This is a genomic window from Arthrobacter sp. RCC_34 (assembly GCF_041360795.1).
Classification (GTDB): domain Bacteria; phylum Actinomycetota; class Actinomycetes; order Actinomycetales; family Micrococcaceae; genus Arthrobacter_E.
Genome location: NZ_JBFUPW010000001.1, coordinates 674,892 through 692,349, shown reverse-complemented (window position 1 = coordinate 692,349; position 17,458 = coordinate 674,892). Strand labels below are relative to the sequence as shown.

At 67.5% G+C, this 17,458-nt stretch carries 13 protein-coding genes; 2 read left to right on the top strand and 11 right to left on the bottom strand.

Annotated elements, in window-relative coordinates; genetic code table 11:
* Window positions 1-3: 3 nt before the first annotated feature.
* The gene (locus AB6732_RS03205) at window positions 4-669 is read right to left on the bottom strand and encodes a glycosyltransferase family 2 protein (RefSeq protein ID WP_370958237.1); all 666 of its coding nucleotides are present in this window, start codon (window positions 667-669) and stop codon (window positions 4-6) included.
* 46 nt (window positions 670-715) lie between these two features.
* Complete coding sequence (locus tag AB6732_RS03200) at window positions 716-1,807, bottom strand: glycosyltransferase (protein ID WP_370958236.1); 1,092 nt, start codon at window positions 1,805-1,807, stop codon at window positions 716-718.
* A 60-nt stretch (window positions 1,808-1,867) separates the two neighbouring features.
* On the opposite strand from AB6732_RS03200, the gene wecB reads away from it, so the two are divergent.
* On the top strand, window positions 1,868-2,935 hold the full coding sequence (gene wecB, locus AB6732_RS03195) for a non-hydrolyzing UDP-N-acetylglucosamine 2-epimerase (RefSeq protein WP_370958234.1): 1,068 nt from the start codon (window positions 1,868-1,870) through the stop codon (window positions 2,933-2,935).
* Between the two features lie 101 nt (window positions 2,936-3,036).
* On the opposite strand, the gene AB6732_RS03190 is transcribed toward wecB, so the two are convergent.
* The 9 genes from AB6732_RS03190 to glf all read right to left on the bottom strand — a co-directional run bounded on the left by AB6732_RS03190 (window position 3,037) and on the right by glf (window position 13,085).
* A complete protein-coding gene (locus AB6732_RS03190) occupies window positions 3,037-4,200 on the bottom strand; it encodes a glycosyltransferase family 4 protein (protein ID WP_370958232.1) in 1,164 nt (387 codons plus the stop codon).
* Complete coding sequence (locus tag AB6732_RS03185) at window positions 4,200-5,192, bottom strand: Gfo/Idh/MocA family protein (RefSeq protein WP_066211065.1); 993 nt, start codon at window positions 5,190-5,192, stop codon at window positions 4,200-4,202. Before AB6732_RS03185 ends, AB6732_RS03190 begins: the two co-directional genes overlap by 1 nt.
* A 3-nt stretch (window positions 5,193-5,195) precedes the next feature.
* A complete protein-coding gene (locus tag AB6732_RS03180; protein ID WP_370958229.1) occupies window positions 5,196-6,287 on the bottom strand; it encodes a DegT/DnrJ/EryC1/StrS family aminotransferase in 1,092 nt (363 codons plus the stop codon).
* Window positions 6,284-6,883 carry an N-acetyltransferase gene (locus AB6732_RS03175; protein ID WP_066211068.1) on the bottom strand — a complete coding sequence of 200 codons (600 nt, stop codon included), beginning with the start codon at window positions 6,881-6,883 and terminating at the stop codon, window positions 6,284-6,286. Before AB6732_RS03175 ends, AB6732_RS03180 begins: the two co-directional genes overlap by 4 nt.
* A gap of 18 nt (window positions 6,884-6,901) precedes the next feature.
* Entirely contained in the window at window positions 6,902-8,191 is a 1,290-nt protein-coding gene (locus tag AB6732_RS03170; protein WP_370958227.1) for a nucleotide sugar dehydrogenase, read from the bottom strand.
* A 111-nt stretch (window positions 8,192-8,302) separates the two neighbouring features.
* Window positions 8,303-9,049, bottom strand: a complete 747-nt coding sequence (locus AB6732_RS03165) for an ABC transporter ATP-binding protein (protein WP_066211072.1) — start codon at window positions 9,047-9,049, stop codon at window positions 8,303-8,305.
* A 3-nt stretch (window positions 9,050-9,052) separates the two neighbouring features.
* Window positions 9,053-9,916, bottom strand: a complete 864-nt coding sequence (locus AB6732_RS03160; RefSeq protein ID WP_370958225.1) for an ABC transporter permease — start codon at window positions 9,914-9,916, stop codon at window positions 9,053-9,055.
* Window positions 9,913-11,901, bottom strand: a complete 1,989-nt coding sequence (locus tag AB6732_RS03155) for a glycosyltransferase (RefSeq protein WP_370958223.1) — start codon at window positions 11,899-11,901, stop codon at window positions 9,913-9,915. Before AB6732_RS03155 ends, AB6732_RS03160 begins: the two co-directional genes overlap by 4 nt.
* On the bottom strand, window positions 11,898-13,085 hold the full coding sequence (gene glf, locus AB6732_RS03150; protein ID WP_066211078.1) for a UDP-galactopyranose mutase: 1,188 nt from the start codon (window positions 13,083-13,085) through the stop codon (window positions 11,898-11,900). Before glf ends, AB6732_RS03155 begins: the two co-directional genes overlap by 4 nt.
* Before the next feature lie 166 nt (window positions 13,086-13,251).
* On the opposite strand from glf, the gene AB6732_RS03145 reads away from it, so the two are divergent.
* Window positions 13,252-17,316, top strand: a complete 4,065-nt coding sequence (locus AB6732_RS03145) for an FtsK/SpoIIIE domain-containing protein (RefSeq protein WP_370958220.1) — start codon at window positions 13,252-13,254, stop codon at window positions 17,314-17,316.
* Window positions 17,317-17,458 lie beyond the last annotated feature (142 nt).

The window sequence follows — 17,458 nt, the reverse complement described above, 5'->3', positions numbered from 1 at the left end:
GGTTCACCTAAAGAAGAGGTCGGCGATGATGTTCACCGAGTTCAGCAAGGACTGTCCCTTGGCTTTGGAATAGTCCGTATAAATGATTTCCACGGGGTGCTCGACCCACACCGGCTTGATGGTGGCCAGCTGGTTGACCAGTTCCGAAGCGTGCGCCATCCGGTTCTGCTTCAGATCGATCTGGCTCAGAGTGGAGACCCCGATGGCCCGGAGACCGTTGTGGGCGTCCGTGAGGTTCATGCCCGTGGAGAACCGGGACTGCACCGCTGCGACCTTCAGCACCAGCCGCTTGAGCCAGCCGATCTGCGTGCGACCATCGAGGAACCGGGAACCCAGCACGACGTCGGCGTCTCCCCGGCGGATGATCTCCACCATGTCGAGGGCATCCTCGACGCGGTGCTGGCCGTCGGCGTCGAATGTCACGACACAGTCCAGCTCGGGATCCTGAAGCGCAAAGGCGAAACCGGTCTGGAGCGCAGCGCCCTGACCGAGATTCACCGGGTGCTGTACGACGGTGGCTCCCGCACGGCGGGCCACCTCCTGTGAACCATCCGTGCTGCCGTCATCGACACAGACGACGTGAGGGAAATACGGGAGTAGCCCCTCAATGACCGATCCGACAACGCTTGCTTCGTTGTACATCGGTATCACTATCCAGGTGCGGCTCACCCGTCCAGTATTCCACAATCCCGTTGTTCCCCGTGGATCCCCGCCGTCACCGCAGGAGAACTGAGGCCACCATGAACCGCAGAGGAGCGTCCGGCGCCAGCAGCTTCGCCGTATCCGACGTGAGCAGTGTTCCCGGAGTCCCGAACCGCCGTCGGCGGCTCAAGGCGGTCCGTAGCTCGGCGTCCCCGGCTCTGCGCCTGATCAGGGAGAACGCGGTCGCGTCCTCCCGTGACAAGACATCCAAGGCGGCCGGGACCGCGCTGATCAGCAGCTCCGCCGTGGTCGCTGCGGCTTCCCTGGCTCCGTCGTCCCACAGCGCGGCTTCCACGCGCGCCTGCACCGAGGCGAAGAACTGAACCCGGATGATCCGCGCACCCACCGACCTCTGCTCCACGGCGCTGAGCTGCGGGAACCACTCCGAGTGCAGGATGCCGTCGACGAAAGCGAAGTCCTCGGAGAGCGGCCTGAAGTCCCTGGTGACCCGGTCCGCCGCGTCATCGCCCACGACGTAGCTCCCGCGGCGGCCCGCGAAGTCGATCCGGCCCCCCTGGAACCACAGGCGGGTCGAGAACTCCTGGTCCTCACCGCTGCGACGGCCCACCGAGAAGGCCAGCCCCAGCTCATCGACCACGGACCGGCGCAACAGGCCGAGCGGCGCCGTCCGGTATCCGAGCCGGTCCTTGACCGCGTTCAGCTCGCCACGGCGCCACGACCGGATCGGCGGCGTCCTGACGATGCGGCCGTCAGCGTGGACCTGGCGAGGGATCACCGCGCTGCTGTGGCGGGCTTCCGCGAGTTCCCACCAGCCACGGAGGGCTCCAGGCTCCAGCCAGTCGTCGCTGCCCATGATGGAGACATAGGGGGCCGTCGCCTGGGACAGTCCATGGTTGAAAGGACCGGCAGGACTCGGAATGCCGTCCCGGAGTTCGAGGAAGCGGACCTGCGGGGGAAGTTCGTCACCGAATCGCTCGCGGATGGGACCGGAGTCGGTGTTGTGGCATACGACGGACACCCGGACTGCGCCGTTGGCTGGGTCCCAGCCGTCCAGCACCGAGCGGGTTGCACGCTCCACAGGCCGTCCGGCGTTGTGCGTGGCGATGATGACGTCGACTGCCGGAGAGACGGTGGCTTCCTTCACCCAGGCAGGCTACCACTCGTCGTTCATCCCTCCGTCGGACGGACCGATATCCTGAACCCCATGAAGATCCTCTCCGTCGTCGGCGCGCGACCCCAATTCGTCAAGCTCGCACCCATCGCCAAAGCCCTGGAGGGCAAGGCGGATCACGTGATCGTCCACACCGGACAGCACTACGACGAATTGATGAGCGACGTCTTCTTCCGCGATCTGGGCATCCCCCAGCCCGACCACAATCTGGCGGTCGGCTCCGGCAAGCACGGCGAGCAGACCGGGGCGATGCTCTCGGGCCTCGAGCGTGTCTTCGAAGAGGAGCGGCCCGACGTCGTGCTCGTCTACGGCGACACGAACTCGACCCTCGCGGCGGCACTCGCCGCGGTGAAGATCCACATCCCCGTGGCTCACCTGGAGTCCGGCCTGCGCTCCTTCAACCGCCGCATGCCGGAGGAGCACAACCGCGTCCTGACGGACCATGCCTCCGATCTCCTCCTCGCCCCCACCCAGGTCGCCATGGATCACCTGGCCACTGAAGGTCTGAGCGAGAAGTCCATCCTGGTGGGCGACGTCATGACGGACGTCCTGTACGCCGTCCGCGACCGTCTGGCCACCGAGCCCGCGGCACTCCCCCACGGCCTGGAGGACGGCGGCTACTACGTGTGCACCATCCACCGCCCGGACAACACCGACAGCCCCGAGCGGCTCTCCGCGATCATCGAATCGCTCGCCGGCCTCGACAAGCCCGTGCTGTTGCTCGCCCACCCGCGGCTCCGTGCCCTGGCCGACAAGCACGGCATCGATCTCGCGGCGGGTTCCCTGGTCCCGAATGAGCCCCTGGCCTACCCGCAGCTCGTGGATGCCGTGTCCCGCAGCGCCGGCGTGGTCACCGACTCCGGCGGGCTCCAGAAGGAGGCCTTCCTCCTCCGCGTCCCGTGCACGACGATCCGCCCTGAGACCGAGTGGGTCGAGACCGTCGACCTCGGCTGGAACGTCCTGGTCGATCAGGACCTGAGCATTCTGGCCTCCACTGTCCAGCGTCCCGCGCCGGCTCCCACGGACGCCGCCCCGTACGGCGACGGCCAGGCCGCCGCCCGCACCGCCCAGGCGCTCCTGGACACCTTCGGCGGCGAGTGACCCCACCCGGTACGACAGACGACGGCGGCGGGACACCTGAGGTGTCCCGCCGCCGTCGTCTGTTCCGCCGGGAGATCTCCCTCCCTGAACGCGTCGGCGCGTCAGCCCGCGCTGCGCGCCGCCGTCCGGACGACCGCGGCGGCACGACGCCCCGCGGCCGCGAGGGAGGCGTTCTCGCGGACCCAGTCGACCCGGCCGTCACGGCTCTGTGTCCCACCGAAGGTCGGGTCGTCCAGCACCGCACGCATGGCTGAGGCGACCGCCTCCGGGGTGAAGTCGCTCGCAGCGCCGAGACCGCCGTCGGACACGAGCTGCGCGGCGTCTCCCGTCCCGGCATAGAGGACGGGGGTGCCGCAGGCGGCCGCGGCGTAGATCTTGGTGGGCTTGGCGAAGTCGTAGCCCTGGCCCGGCTTGATGCTCACGACCGCGGCAGCGGCGCCCCGGATCCACCGGGCGGCCTCCTCCGCGGGAATGACCCCGCCGAAGTGCACCCGGCCGGAGGCTTCACGGTCCGCGAGGGCCTTGAGTGCCTCCTCATCGGAGCCCTGGCCGAAGAAGCGCAGTTCCACGTTCCCGGGCAGCTGAGCCAGGGCCTTGATGAAGATCCCGGCGTCCTGCCACTCGGACATGGTGCCCGTGTACACGAAGTAGGGCTTGGCATTCTGATCGGCGACGGCGCCGTCCGGCACGAACGTCGACATGTCGATGCCGTTGCCCACGGAGTGGATCCGGTCCCGGGGGACGCCGAAAGACGCCACCTGGTCCGCGACACCGTCCGAGACCGCGATCACGGCGCGCGCCCGGCGCAGCACGAATCCCTCGATGCCCCGGAGCGCCTTGTGCACCGGCCCGCCGACGTTCATCGCCTGCAGGGCGTCGCTCCAGATGTCCGCGGCATAGTAGACGAACGGACGGCGCCGGAGCAGGGAGCTCACCGCCACCACCAGTCCGGTGGTGGGCGGCGGCTCCGAAACCACCACGTCCGCCCGGCTGAGCAGCAGGCGGAAGAACAAGGGCACGTCGAAACTCAGGTACTGCACGTAGCCACGGACGTTACCGCCGGCGTCTCGCAGGACGGGCCAGCGCCGCACCCGCACCGAGTCCCGGCAGGGCCCGGCGGAGCGCGGCGGCGTCGTGCTGAGGACCTCGACGTCCAGTCCGTCCTCCACCAGGCCGTCGGCCAGGGCCTGCAGCCGGAAGGCCGCGGCCCCGACCTCAGGAGTGAACAGCCTGGTGGCGATCAGGGTCTTGGTGGGCACTGACACTACGCGGAGAGCTCCACGGTGCTGCCCGTCGCGGCGGACTCCAGGCAGGCCTCGGCAACGCGCAGCGTCGCCAGGCCTTCGCGCATGGTGACCACATCGTTGCGGATGCCCAGAATGGCGTCGCGGAAGGCTTCGTGCTCGGTGCGCAGCGGCTCCGGCTTGGCGATCGCCAGGCGGGTCACATTGCCCTCGGACACGCCGCGGAAAGCCGCCATGGACTCCCACTGCGTGGCCACGGTGCCGTTCTCGAAGAACGTCAGATCGGCCGTCACGGTGTCGGCGACGAAGGCGCCCTTCTCACCCGTGACGATGGTGATCCGCTCCTTCATGGGCGAAAGCCAGTTCACGAGGTGGTTGGTGATCACGCCGCCCTCGAGACGGCCGGTCGCCACCACCATGTCCTCGTGCGGGCGTCCGCTGCGAGTCGTGGTCTGCGCGTAGATCGTGGCGAACGGGCTCTGGGCGAGCCACGCCGTCAGATCGATGTCGTGCGTGCCGAGGTCCTTGACGACGCCGACGTCGGCGATGCGGGCCGGGAACGGGCCCTGGCGGCGCGTCGCGATCTGGTACACGTCGCCGAGTTCGCCGGCTTCGATCCGCGCCCGCAGCGACTGCAGGGCCGGGTTGAAGCGTTCGATGTGCCCGACGGCGCCGACAAGACCCTTCGCGTCGAACGCCTCCACGAGACGCTCTCCGGCGGGGACGGAGGCTGCGATCGGCTTCTCCACGAGCGTGTGGACACCGGCCTCGGCGAGGGCGAGTCCCACTTCCTCGTGCAGACCGGTCGGAACGGCCACCACGGCCATGTCGAGACCCTGGGCGATGAGTTCCTCCACGGAGGACAGCAGCGGCACTCCCCCGGCCACGCCGTGGGGATCACCGAAGGAGTCGGCGACGGCCACCAGGTCGACGCCGTCGATCTCCTTCAGCACGCGGGCGTGGTGGCGCCCCATCATGCCGAGGCCGATCAGGCCTGCGCGCAGATTCGCCATGGCTCAGGCACCTGCCTTGACGAGCGTGTTCACCGCGGTGACGATGCGCTCCAGGTCGTCCTGGCTGAGGGACGGGTGCACCGGGAGGGACAGCACCTCGAGGGCCGCCGCCTCCGTGTTGGGCAGGTCCTCCGTGCGGTCGAAGGACGGCAGGCGGTGGTTCGGGACCGGGTAGTAGACGCCGGAGCCGATGTTGTACTCCTCGCGCAGGGCCTTGGCCAGGCCGTCGCGGTCCTCGGGGACGCGGATCGTGTACTGGTGGTAGACGTGCACGGCGCCGTCGGCGACCTTGGGGGTGCCCACGCCTTCGAGGTTCGCGTCCAGGAATGCGGCGTTCGACTGCCGCTGCGCGGTCCAGCCTTCCACCTTGGTCAGCTGCACGCGGCCGATCGCGGCGTGCAGATCGGTCATGCGGGCGTTGAAGCCCACCAGCTCGTTCTCGTACTGCTTCTCCATGCCCTGGTTCCGGAGGAGACGCAGGCGGCGCTCGACGTCGGCGTCCGGCGTGGAGACCATGCCGCCTTCGCCGCTGGTCATGTTCTTGGTCGGGTACAGGCTGAACATCGCGAAGGTGCCGAAGGTGCCGACCTTGCGTCCGTTCAGGCTGGCGCCGTGCGCCTGGGCGGCGTCCTCGTAGAGGTCGACGCCGCGCTCTTCGGCCAGCTTGGCGAAGGCCTCCGCGGCGAAGGGGTGGCCGTACAGGTGCACCGGAAGGATGCCCTTGGTCTTGTCCGTGATGAGGGAGGCCACGTGATCCACGTCCAGCGTGTAGTGGTCCAGCTCGATATCGGCGAAGACGGGGGTGGCGCCGGTCAGGGCGACCGAGTTGCCCGTGGCGGCGAAGGTGAAGGACGGCACGATGACCTCATCGCCCGGGCCCACCCCGGCGGCCAGGAGGCCGAGGTGCAGGCCCGAGGTGCCGGAGTTCACGGCCACGGAGGCGCGGCCGTCCAGCAGGACGTCGGAGAACTCCTTCTCGAACGCGGCCACCTCCTTGCCCTGGGCCAGCATGCCCGACGCGAGGACGGCGTCGACGGCTGCGCGCTCCTCGTCCCCGATGATCGGCTTGGCTGCCGGGATGAATTCCGTGCTCATGCGTTGTCCTCGACTTCCGAAAGAGTGTTTCCGTTTTCGCGGTACTGCTGACCCGTGGCGGGGCAGACCCAGTACTCGCCGTCCTGCTTCAGGGGCTCGCCGGCCTTGCCGACCCAGCCGACCCGGCGTGCCGGGACGCCCACCATGAGCGCGAACGCCGGGACGTCCTTGGCCACCACGGCGCCCGCCGCGACGGTCGCCCAGCGGCCGATGGTCACCGGGGCGACGCAGACCGCGCGGGCGCCGATGGACGCGCCGTCCTCGATGGTCACGCCCACCGGGGTCCAGTCGTGTGCGCTCTTGAGCGAGCCGTCGGGGCTCACGGACCGCGGGTAGGTGTCGTTGGTCAGCACGACGGCGGGGCCGATGAAGACACCCTTGCCGAGCTTCGCCGGCTCGTAGACGAGGGCGTAGTTCTGGATCTTCGTGTTGTCGCCGATCTGGACCCCGGTGCCGACGTAGGCGCCACGGCCCACGATGCAGTTCTCACCGAGGGTGGCTTCCTCACGGATCTGGGCGAGGTGCCAGACCTTGGTCCCTTCGCCCAGGACTGCGGCGTCCGAGACGTCCGCTCCGGGTGCGATGAATGCGCTCATGACTGTTCCCTTCCGGCCTCAGGCCTTGCCGATGACCCGGTAGGTCACGCCCGGCCACTGCTCCGCGCTGCTGACCCGGCGGCCGTCGACGAAGACCTTGATCCCGGGCAGCGCCTCGGGCGTCAGCTCGCGGTACTCGGCGTGGTCGGCCTGGACGACGGCAGCGTCCACGGGCTCGCCCAGGTGGTGCGCCGTGAAGCCGAGCTTCTCCAGCTCCGCGTCGGTGTAGAGGGGATCGTGCACGGTGACGGTGGCTCCGCGGGCTTCGAGCGAGCGCACGGCGTCGAACACGCCTGAGAACGCGGTCTCCTTCACGCCGCCGCGGTAAGCGGCGCCGAGCACGGCGACGCGGGCTCCGCTGAGGTCGCCATAGGCGCCTTCCAGCAGGCCCACGGTGTAGTCGGGCATGTCGGCGTTGGCGGCACGGGCCGCGCGCACGACGGTGGCCTCCGGATCGTTCCAGAGGTACAGACGCGGGTACACCGGGATGCAGTGGCCGCCGACGGCGATGCCGGGCATGTGGATGTGGCTGTACGGCTGCGAGTTGGACGCCTCGATCACCTGGTAGACGTCGATCCCCTGAGAACCGGCGAAACGGGCGAACTGGTTGGCGAGGCCGATGTTGACGTCGCGATACGTGGTCTCGGCGAGCTTCGCGAGTTCGGAGGCCTCGGCGGAGCCCAGGTCCCAGACACCGTTGGGGCGCTTGAGGTCGGGGCGCTCGTCGAAGTCGAGCACGGCTTCGTAGAACTCGACCGCCTTGCGGGCGCCTTCCTCGCTCAGTCCGCCGACGAGCTTGGGGTACTTGCGGAGGTCCTCGAAGACGCGGCCCGTGAGGACACGCTCCGGGGAGAAGACCAGGTGGAAGTCCTTGCCCTCCACCAGACCGGAACCGGCCTCCAGGGCCGGCTTCCAGCGGGTGCGGGTGGTGCCGACCGGCAGGGTCGTCTCATAGGAGACGAGGGTGCCGGGGGTCAAGTGCTTGGCCAGTTCCGCCGTCGCGGCGTCCATCCAGCCGAAGTCCGGACGGGCCTCGGAGTCGACGAACAGCGGGACAACGAGGACGATCGCGTCGGCGCCGGGGACGGCCTCCGCGTAGCTGGTGGTCGCTTTCAGCTTGCCTGCGGGCACCAGTTCGGAGAGCTTCTCCTGAAGGTGGGCCTCACCGGGGAACGGTTCCTGCCCCTGGTTGATCAGGTCCACCACCGTCTGGTTCACGTCGACGCCGACCACCTCGTGGCCCTTCGACGCGAACTGGACGGCAAGCGGGAGCCCGATCTTGCCCAGGGCGATGACTGCAATTTTCACGTGTCGGTGATCCTCATCTTCTACCCGCCAGGTCAGGATCTGACCGGCGTCGTCTTCTTCATGTCCAAGAATAGCCAAGCGGCAGGTGTCGCGGAGCGCATGTCGGCAACATCAGCGATTCTCACGGCTGCGCAGGAGTTCCACCACGTCGTGGCTCGGTCCGTCCATCACGAGGTTGCCATGTTCCAGGAGCACGCCCCGGCGGCAGATCCGCTGCACGAGGTCCAGATCGTGGCTCACCACGACGAGTGTCTTCCCGGCGTTGACCAGTTCCTCGATCTTGGTGAGGCACTTGCGCTGGAAGGGCTCGTCGCCCACCGCGAGGATCTCGTCCACCAGGAACACCTCGGGATCGGTGTGCACCGCCACCGAGAAGGCCAGCCTCAGGTACATGCCGGAGGAGTAGAACTTCACCTCGGTGTCGATGAACTGCTCGATCTCGGCGAATTCGACGATCGAGTCGAACCGTTCCGTGATCTGCTCCTCGGTCATCCCCAGGATGGCGCCGTTGAGGAAGACGTTGTCCCGGCCCGAGAGGTCCGGGTGGAAGCCCGCTCCGACCTCGATCAGGCCGGCGACCCGGCCCCGCGTGCGCACCGTGCCCTCGTCCGGCGTCATGACACCGGAGATGTGCTTCAGCAGCGTCGACTTGCCGGACCCGTTCAGGCCGAGCAACGCGACGCTCTCACCCTGACGGATCTCCAGGTTGATGTCCTTGAGGGCGTGGAACTTGCTGGAGAGGTCACCCTTCCGGCCCTTGAACAGCCAGACGATGGCTTCTTTGATGGAGCGGGAATGTCTCAGCACGAACTGCTTGCTGATGCCCCGGACCTCGACGGCGATCGGAGATTCGTTCACGGTCTACAACTCCTGGGCGAAACGGGCTTCGAGCTTGCGGAACGTCCACTGGCCCAGCAGCATCACGAGCGCCGAGACCACGAGGCCGATCGGCAGCCAGAGGCTCAGCAGGTGGTCGGGAGCCGCAGGGGCCCGGCCGTCCGTCGTCGGCATCCAGAATGCGTAGTGGAAGAGTTCGACGGCGATCGTCAGCGGGTTGCACTGATAGACCGTGTACCAGGTGCTCCCGAAAGCGTTGCGCACCATGGTCCACTGGTACATCACGGGCGAGGCCCAGGTGGCGACCATGAGGAACAGGTCGACGATGTTCTCCACATCGCGGAAGAACACGTTGACGGCGCTGAAGAAGAGACCCAAGCCGATGGCGAACATCGCCACGACCAGGAACCCTCCGACCATCGCGATGGCGCTGTGCCAATCGGGCTTCCAGCCCGTCGCGATACAGGCGATCAGGAGCACCGCGAGCTGGGGCACGAAATGCACCCCCGAGACCCAGACGGAACTGACCGGGAACAGCTCCCGCGGCAGGTAGATCTTCTTGATCAGGCCGGAGTTGCTCACGATGGACCGGGACGCGTTGCTCAGCGACTCCGAGAAGAAGTTCACCAGGACGATGCCGGAGAAGAGATACACCGCATAGTTGTGCAGGCCCTTCTCCAGGCCGAGGAAGATGCCGAGCGCCACATAGAACACGGCGAACTGCACGCCGGGCTTCACATAGGACCACAGAAGCCCCAGGACCGAGCCCCGGTAGCGGATCTTCAGTTCCTTGCCCACCAGGAGCTTCAGGAGATAGCGCTCCCTGAAGACGTCCCGGAGGCCACGTCCCAGGCCTGGCTGGACCAGACCCGTCTCTGCCTGCGTCATTCAGCCCCCGGCTGCGTGTGCTTCTCGAAGGTCTTCCGCCAGGACTCGACGGAGGTCATCTCCGGCAGAGCCTTCTGGTAGACCTCGCGGAGGGTCTTCCACTCCTTCAGGAGCGACGCGTGACGGCGGCTCGAGCCGGCCAGATAATTGCGGACCTTCTCCGGGCTGCGGCGGTACCAGGACGCGCCGGTGCCTTCCGCGTTGGAGACCACGGCGGAGTCGTACTGGGAGACCGTCCACCACTTGTTGTCCTGGTGGGCCACCTTGCTCTGCGGGTATTCCTTGCTGAGCTCGTTGACCGGGACGAACAGCTGGCGGATCACAGTCCTGGCAGTCCACGGCAGCAGGGTCACCAGATTCGGCTTGCTGAAGCCCCTGCCGTTCTTCGGGGGCTTCGCCATCTTGGGCGTCGGGAACGCCTCAGGATCGCTCTTGAAGACGGTGTCCTGGTGCTGCGAGAGCATGCCACGGATCTCCGGCAGCCGGGTGTTCAGCATCTCGTGCAGACGGTCCGGACCGGCCATGAGGTCATCGAGGGCCCACTGGCGGCCTTCCACGGTCGCGTACTGCATGGACACGATGTGCTTGATGTCCGCGAACTGGGACTCCTTGAGCACTCGGCCGCCGAGCTCGTACGGGCTGTGGAGGAGCGCCGCGATGGCACGGTTCCGGGCGTGGAAGTAGGCCTGCCAGCCGACCAGGTCGTCCTTGTCGATCCAGGAGACGTGCCAGACGGCGGAACCCGGAAGGCTGACCGTGGCGTAACCGTTCGCCTTGGCACGCAGGCCGTACTCGGCGTCGTCCCATTTGATGAAGACCGGCAGGGAAAGGCCGATCTCGCGGATCACGGACGTGGGGATGAGGCACATCCACCAGCCGTTGTAGTCGACGTCGACGCGGCGGTGCAGCCAGGGGGTCTGCCGCAGGTTGGAGGCCATGAAGTCGTGGCCCATCTGCATGTCCGGGTGCGGGGCATCCGGCTGGAAGCGGTAAGGGTTCACGACCTCGCCGAAGGTGTGCAGCACCGTGCGGTTGTAGAGGTCGAACATGTGACCGCCCACCAGGGTGGGCTTGCGGCAGAACGCCGCGAAAGTCAGCAGGCGCGGGATGGACTCCGGCTCGACGACGATGTCATCATCCATGAGCAGCACATAGTCGCTGCCATTCTCGAGCGACTCGTACATGCCGCGGGCGAAGCCGCCGGACCCGCCCAGGTTGTCCTGGTTGATGATGCGGAGGCGGTCGCCGAGCTGTTCCTTGACCTCGTCGAACCCTGCGGCGTCCGAGACCTTCTGCGTGCCCTGATCGACGATCAGGATCTCCTTGACGTGGGTCAGCGCGTCTTCGTTCTGCGCGAGGAGGCGCAAGTTGTTGATGCAGTAGTCGGTCTTGTTGAGCGTGGTGATCTGCATCGTCACGGAACCGAGTTCCGGACCGCGCGTGGGAGTCCCCCACTCGGCGGATTTGAGGAGCAGCGCCTCGGAGCCGGCCACGAGGTCGAACCAGTACCAGCCGCCGTCGCCGAACGGGGCGAGCGTGAGGTCGAAGATCGACTCCGCCGTCCCGGACACCCGCTGGGTGGCCACGCGCTGGAGCGAGCCTCGCGCATTGGACTTGTAGACGATCACGGTGCCCGTGCCGGAGGTGTGCACGCGGAGCTGCACGGCATCCAGCGTGGTCCAGCGGCGCCAGTAGCTCGCGGCGAAGGCGTTGAAGTAGGTGCCGAAGGAGGCTCGTTCACCCTCACGGACCTTCGTCGAGGTGCGGCTCAGGAAGTCCTCCGAGTGGACCTCGCGGGTCGGCGCGCTGGTCCCAGCCCGGGAAGTATCGGAAGGCGCCGCGCCGGGAATCGTGGGGATGGAGCGTCCGATCGCGGACCCCATGTCGATGTACAGAGGAGCGGTGTCCATCTGCGTCACCTCGGGCAGGATCACCCTCTGGAGACAGGTCCACTCGTTCGCTGCTGCCGTCGTTTCGGAGCTCATGCGTCCACCCCACCGCTTTCCATCTTGGCGCCGTCCGCGAAGGCGGGACGGATCTTGTTCTCGAACATGGAAAGGGCGGAGCCGATGGCCATGTGCATGTCCAGGTACTTGTAGGTGCCGAGCCGGCCGCCGAACAGGACCATGTCCTCCGCTGCTGCGAGGTCACGGTACTTGAGGAGCTTCTCGCGGTCCTCGGGCGTGTTGATCGGGTAGTACGGCTCGTCACCCTTGTCAGCGAAGCGCGAGAATTCGCGCATGATGACGGTCTTCTCCTCCTGGTAACCGCGCTCCGGGTGGAAGTGGCGAGGCTCGATGATGCGGGTGTAAGCGACGTCCTCGTCGTTGTAGTTCACCACGCTCGTGCCCTGGAAGTCGCCCATCGGCAGGACTTCCTCTTCGAAGTCGATCGTGCGCCAGGACAGATCGCCCTCGACGTAGTCGAAGTAGCGGTCCACGGGGCCGGTGTAGACCACGGGGATCCTGCCGACGACCTTGGACTTGGAGTACTCGTGCGAGTCGTCGAAGAAATCGGTGTTCAGGCGCACCTCGATGTTCGGGTGCTCCGCCATCTTCTCGATCCACGCGGTGTAACCGTTGGTGGGCAGACCCTCGTACTTGTCGTTGAAGTACCGGTTGTCGTAGTTGTAGCGCACCGGGAGTCGGGAGATGATGCTCGCCGGCAGGTCCTTGGGATCCGTCTGCCACTGCTTGCCGGTGTAGTGCTTGATGAACGCCTCGTACAGAGGGCGGCCGATCAGCTGGATGCCCTTGTCGTTGAGGTTCTGGGGATCCGTGCCCGCGAGCTCGCCGGCCTGCTCCTGGATCAGTGCCTTCGCCTCGCCGGGCGTCAGATTCGCCCGGAAGAACTGGTTGATCGTGGCGAGGTTGATGGGAAGCGAGTAGACCTCGCCCTTGTGCACGCCGTAGACCTTGTGCACGTAATCCGTGAAGGTGGTGAAACGGTTGACGTACTCCCAGACCTTCTCGTTGGAGGTGTGGAAGAGGTGGGCTCCGTAGCGGTGCACCTCGATCCCGGTCTGGGGCTCGGTCTCGCTGTACGCGTTGCCACCGATGTGATGACGCTTGTCCAGGACCACCACCTTGAGTCCCAGCTCGCGCGCGGCCCGTTCCGCGATGGTCAGACCAAAAAAGCCTGAACCGACAACAACCAGATCAGCGTTCACCAATTCTCCTGAACTACTCGGGGCGGAACGGCGCCCATGCACGGAGGAGCATGCGCCTGCTGAACTAGGGTACCCGAGTTTATGTGCACAGGCCGGAGGCCCGGTTTGTCCACATAGCGAGACGAAGGGGTCTGTTCGAAGGAAATCCCTCCCTAGTCTTCAGGTCATGAAAGCTCTCAAGCCGCCGGTGATCCTGGAGTGCACGCTCGTCATGCCCGACGGCGCGCGGGCGCCTTCCGGTTTCGGCTCGCGGCAGGTGGAACTCACCGTCGAGTGCGGGCCGGCGGCGAGCGGAGAACACCTGTCCGCCGCGCTCGGCCGCCGCTATGGACCGGGACCTTACACCGTCGCGGGCGAGCCCCTGGACGCGCTCGCCCCCGGCCGTGAACCACTCGTGACGGGATGCGTCATCCTCGCGCCGACCGTGCTGGGCGGCCAGGGCGGCCTCGATCCTGACGACGCCGAGCCCCATCTCGACCTGGTGGTGCTCTCCGGACCGGACTCGGGAGCCGTCCTCCCCCTCCGACGTGGCGATCATCACCTCGGACGAGGGAGTTCACCCCTCCATCTCACCGATCCGAGCCTGTCGAGGAATCATGCGATCCTCTCAGTGTCGCCCGACGCCATCCGGTGGACGGATCGCGGCAGTCTGCACGGCACCACCCTCAACGGCGCTGAAGTCCGCGGCACCTCGGACCTCTCGACGGAAGTCATCCTCCGGTGCGGCGCGACCGCTTTCGCGATCAGGCCGACCGCACTGTGGGAGGCGGATCTGGGCGCGCTCGGGGAACCGCCCGGGCCGCCCCAAGAGATCGCTGCGCCGCACCAGCACCAAAGCCGGCTGGCGACCGTGCTGTTGTCCGCCGGCCCCCTGCTCGGTGGCGTGGCACTGGCCTGGAGCTCGGGATCGTGGCAATTCGCCCTCCTCTCACTGCTGTCGTCGGCGCCTTTCCTTTATCCCGCGATCGCGGGGAACGGAGCCGCGCGATCGTTCCGTGCGCATCTGTGCCAGGCGGTCGCCCTGGATCGCGAGCGCCAGGAGACCGCTTTCCCTCCCCTGGGAACGCTGCTCCTCGCCCGTGCGGCCTCCACGTCGCCGCAGGACGGCCCACCGCCGGGAGTTCGGGGCGGCGATCGGCCACCCGGGGCCGACCCCACCGGAAACTCGTCCGGGAGCGCACGTCCGCACCGGGACGCTTCGGACGGCGGCCTCTGGCTCCGGTTTGGCACCGGTGACGCCGAGGCCGATGTCGAGTGCCGGCCGGACTCGCCGCTCGCCGCCCGGGAGATCCGGAAGTGGAACGCCCGTTCGGGAGGCACGGGACAGGATGCGGGGGCCGCCCGCGGTGAGAAGTGGGCGGGCCTCCGTCTGAGCCGAGGCGCGGGCCGCGTGGCGGGCCTGCATCGGGGCCGGCGGGCGTTGTCGTCCTCGGAACGATACCCGGAGGCCCGACAGGGATCGCTCGGGCCCTTCCGCGCTCGTCGTCTCTGGCGAGCGCCAAGTCTCCCCCGGATACTGGGGGGCCGGCGCCCGGGTGGATCGGGAGGAACGTTCACAGGATCTTCCCCGTTGGTTCATCCGGACGCCCCGGTCATCGTCCGGGCCGATCCCGGGCTGGTGGTCGTGGCCGAACCTTCCGACTACGTGGAATTCGTCTGCGGCCTGATCGTCCAGCTCGTCCGGAGACCCGAGGGCCGTCGGCCAGGAATCGTCTTGGTGGATCCGCGGAAGGTCCTGCCGTCATCCCTCCGGTTCCTTTCCGGTGTCCGATGGGCCGAGGACTGGGCCGGACTCGTTCCAACTGGCGAGGAGACTACAGAGATGACCGAAGTCGTCGCGGTCGGCTCGCCGGACATGCCGTTCCCGCGTCATTCCGGAACACGCACGTTCTCCGCGGTCGTCACCCCTGTGCTGCGCAACCCGCCCGGCCGCAGCGGTTCGACTCTCCGAGCACCTCACGGGTTCGCCGTGGCAACGGTCCACCGCACCCAGGGCACGGTCACGTCGATCCACGGCGTTCCAGGCCGGACAGCGCAGCGTGGCACCACGGACGGCCGCACTCGGAACTTCATCCCCGACTTCGTCTCCTCAGAAGTCCTGGATCGGTTCTGCCGGGGCTTCCGAAGTCTCTCCACGGGCGGAACTCCTGAAGCCACCCCGGGCCATCGGGCCCTGGATCGCAGGATTCCTCTCGCCGCGCTCGCGCCCAGCTCCTCCTCGATGGTCCTTGAGGCCTGGCGCTCTTCCTGGGGCAAGGATTCCTTCCTCTTCCCCATAGGTGCGACGGAGGAAGGGGCCGCCGTTCTGGACCTCGTCCAGGACGGACCGCACTTCCTCGTGGCCGGAACCACCGGCTCAGGAAAGTCAGAGCTTCTTCGCACCCTGGTGCTCTCCGCGGCCAGCCACCTGCCGCCGTCGGAGGTGGGATTCATCCTGGTCGATTTCAAAGGGGGCGCCGCGTTCGATGGACTGAGTGGCCTGCCCCATGTGCACGGCGTGGTCACCGACCTCGGCCCGTCCGAGCTGGATCGGGCCCTCACTTCCCTGAGGGCCGAGATCACCTACCGGGAACAACGGTTCCGGGAGCTCGGAGTCTCGGACTGGATCGGGTACCGGAGCCTCCGGCAGCCCGACGAACCGGTGCTCCCCCGGGTCTGTCTGGTCATCGACGAGTTCCGCATGATGATGGATCACGCGCCGGACAGCCTCCGCGAGCTGGTCCGGCTCGCAAGTATCGGACGGTCCCTGGGCGTGCACCTGATCCTGGCCACGCAGCGGCCTCAAGGTGCGGTCAGCGCCGACATCCGGGCCAACCTCGGCACGAGCATCGCCCTCAGATTGCCGTCCGAGCTCGACTCCCTCGACGTGATCGGCACGCCTGAAGCTGCCGGAATCGCGTCGGACATCCCCGGCCGCGCCCTCGTGGCCAAGGGTGCCGTCCGGACACTGATCCAGGTCGCCGACACGGCCTCGGTACCGCCCTTGGGCGATGACGAGGTGCGCGTGACGGACTGGCACGATCCGGAGACGAATCCGGAGGGAGTCGTCGGGCCGGAAACCCCCGGAGGAGTGGATGCGCCACTGGCAGTGCCGGACGATTCACACCTTGCGACCTGGTGCGCGGAGATCTCCTCCGCCTGGGAGGCCTGGACGGGCGACCCTCCTCGGAACGCCGACCGGTTCACTCATCAACGGCCTTCCGAACCCTCGGAGCCGAGCGAGCGGAAAGACGGCCGAGGACAGCTCCGCAGAAGCTCCGGCGACAGTCGTTCGCTGCCCTCACACGATCGGTCACCCCAGCCGCGACGAGTTCTTGCGCCCTCACTTCCCAGCCGTTTCGATCCGGCGACGTACCTGGATGTCGGGTCGGCCTCGAGCGATGGCCTCCCCGCTCTGGCGCTGGTAGACCTTCCCGCGTCACAACGGCTGGCGGTCTTGACCTGGTCGCGGGGCGATTCGGTAGGCCTGCTCGGGGCTCCCCAGGACCGGGCGACACTCACCGCGCATCTCCTCGGCAGAGTCCTGAGAAGCCCCTCGCGGCGCCTCACCTCCATCACCGCACACTCGCCATCCGGTGTGACTGCTGCGCGGCACGACACCCAGCGGGTCCCTCCTACCCCTGCAGACGGCCACGAAGGGCGGGACGGTCAGGAGGTTCAGCGCGGCCACGAGTGGCGAGGCGGTCAGGAAGTTCAGCACGATCGGGACGTTCAGCACGACTCCGGCTCGGACTCGTTCACGCAGGGGAACCCGGCCCGGATCCTGCCGCATCGGATCATCTCCGCCCGGGACACCCCTGGCCTCGCGCAGCTGGTCCGCGAACTACGCGATCGTCCACCCGGCGCCGGGCGGGAGTACGTCGTTCACGTCGAGTCCTGGGAGGCCACGCTCGCGGCGATACGGCACTCCGAGCACTACGGGCTGGAGGGCGAACTGCTCGAACTGCTCCGTGACGGCGGAAACTCCGGAATCCGGTATCTCCTCGGCGGAGAGGAAGGTCTGGCCGCCTCCCGTGCCCTGGGAGCCCTGAATCACACGCTCTATCTGCCGTCCGCCAGGATCGAGGATGATCTCCGGCTCTCCCGGGCGTTAGCCGCGCTCGACCCGTCTTCCTCCCGCGTCCTCATCAGAAGCTCACGGCTTGGAACAGGACTGCACCTTGCGCAGCCGGCATCCGACCCACGCATCGGCACGCCCCGGACGCACGATTCATTGCTCGGCCTGTCATAGCTCGGCCTGCCACTGGCGGGCGTCACGGGCAGGACCCCGCTGCCGGCCGATAGATGAACGGGCGACCGGTGATAGGGCAGCGGGCGAAGAGCCGGTCGGTGAAAGGACGGCCAGTGAGAAGCCCGCGAGTCAAGAACAGTGA

Bases quoted from the DNA above. Each gene is read 5' to 3' on its own strand.
- wecB (WP_370958234.1), top strand. From the start codon at position 1,868: ATGAAGATCCTCTCCGTCGTCGGCGCGCGACCCCAATTCGTCAAGCTC.
- AB6732_RS03185 (WP_066211065.1), bottom strand. From the start codon at position 5,192: ATGGCGAATCTGCGCGCAGGCCTGATCGGCCTCGGCATGATGGGGCGC.
- AB6732_RS03180 (WP_370958229.1), bottom strand. From the start codon at position 6,287: ATGAGCACGGAATTCATCCCGGCAGCCAAGCCGATCATCGGGGACGAG.
- AB6732_RS03175 (WP_066211068.1), bottom strand. From the start codon at position 6,883: ATGAGCGCATTCATCGCACCCGGAGCGGACGTCTCGGACGCCGCAGTC.
- AB6732_RS03160 (WP_370958225.1), bottom strand. From the start codon at position 9,916: ATGACGCAGGCAGAGACGGGTCTGGTCCAGCCAGGCCTGGGACGTGGC.
- AB6732_RS03155 (WP_370958223.1), bottom strand. From the start codon at position 11,901: ATGAGCTCCGAAACGACGGCAGCAGCGAACGAGTGGACCTGTCTCCAG.
- AB6732_RS03145 (WP_370958220.1), top strand. From the start codon at position 13,252: ATGAAAGCTCTCAAGCCGCCGGTGATCCTGGAGTGCACGCTCGTCATG.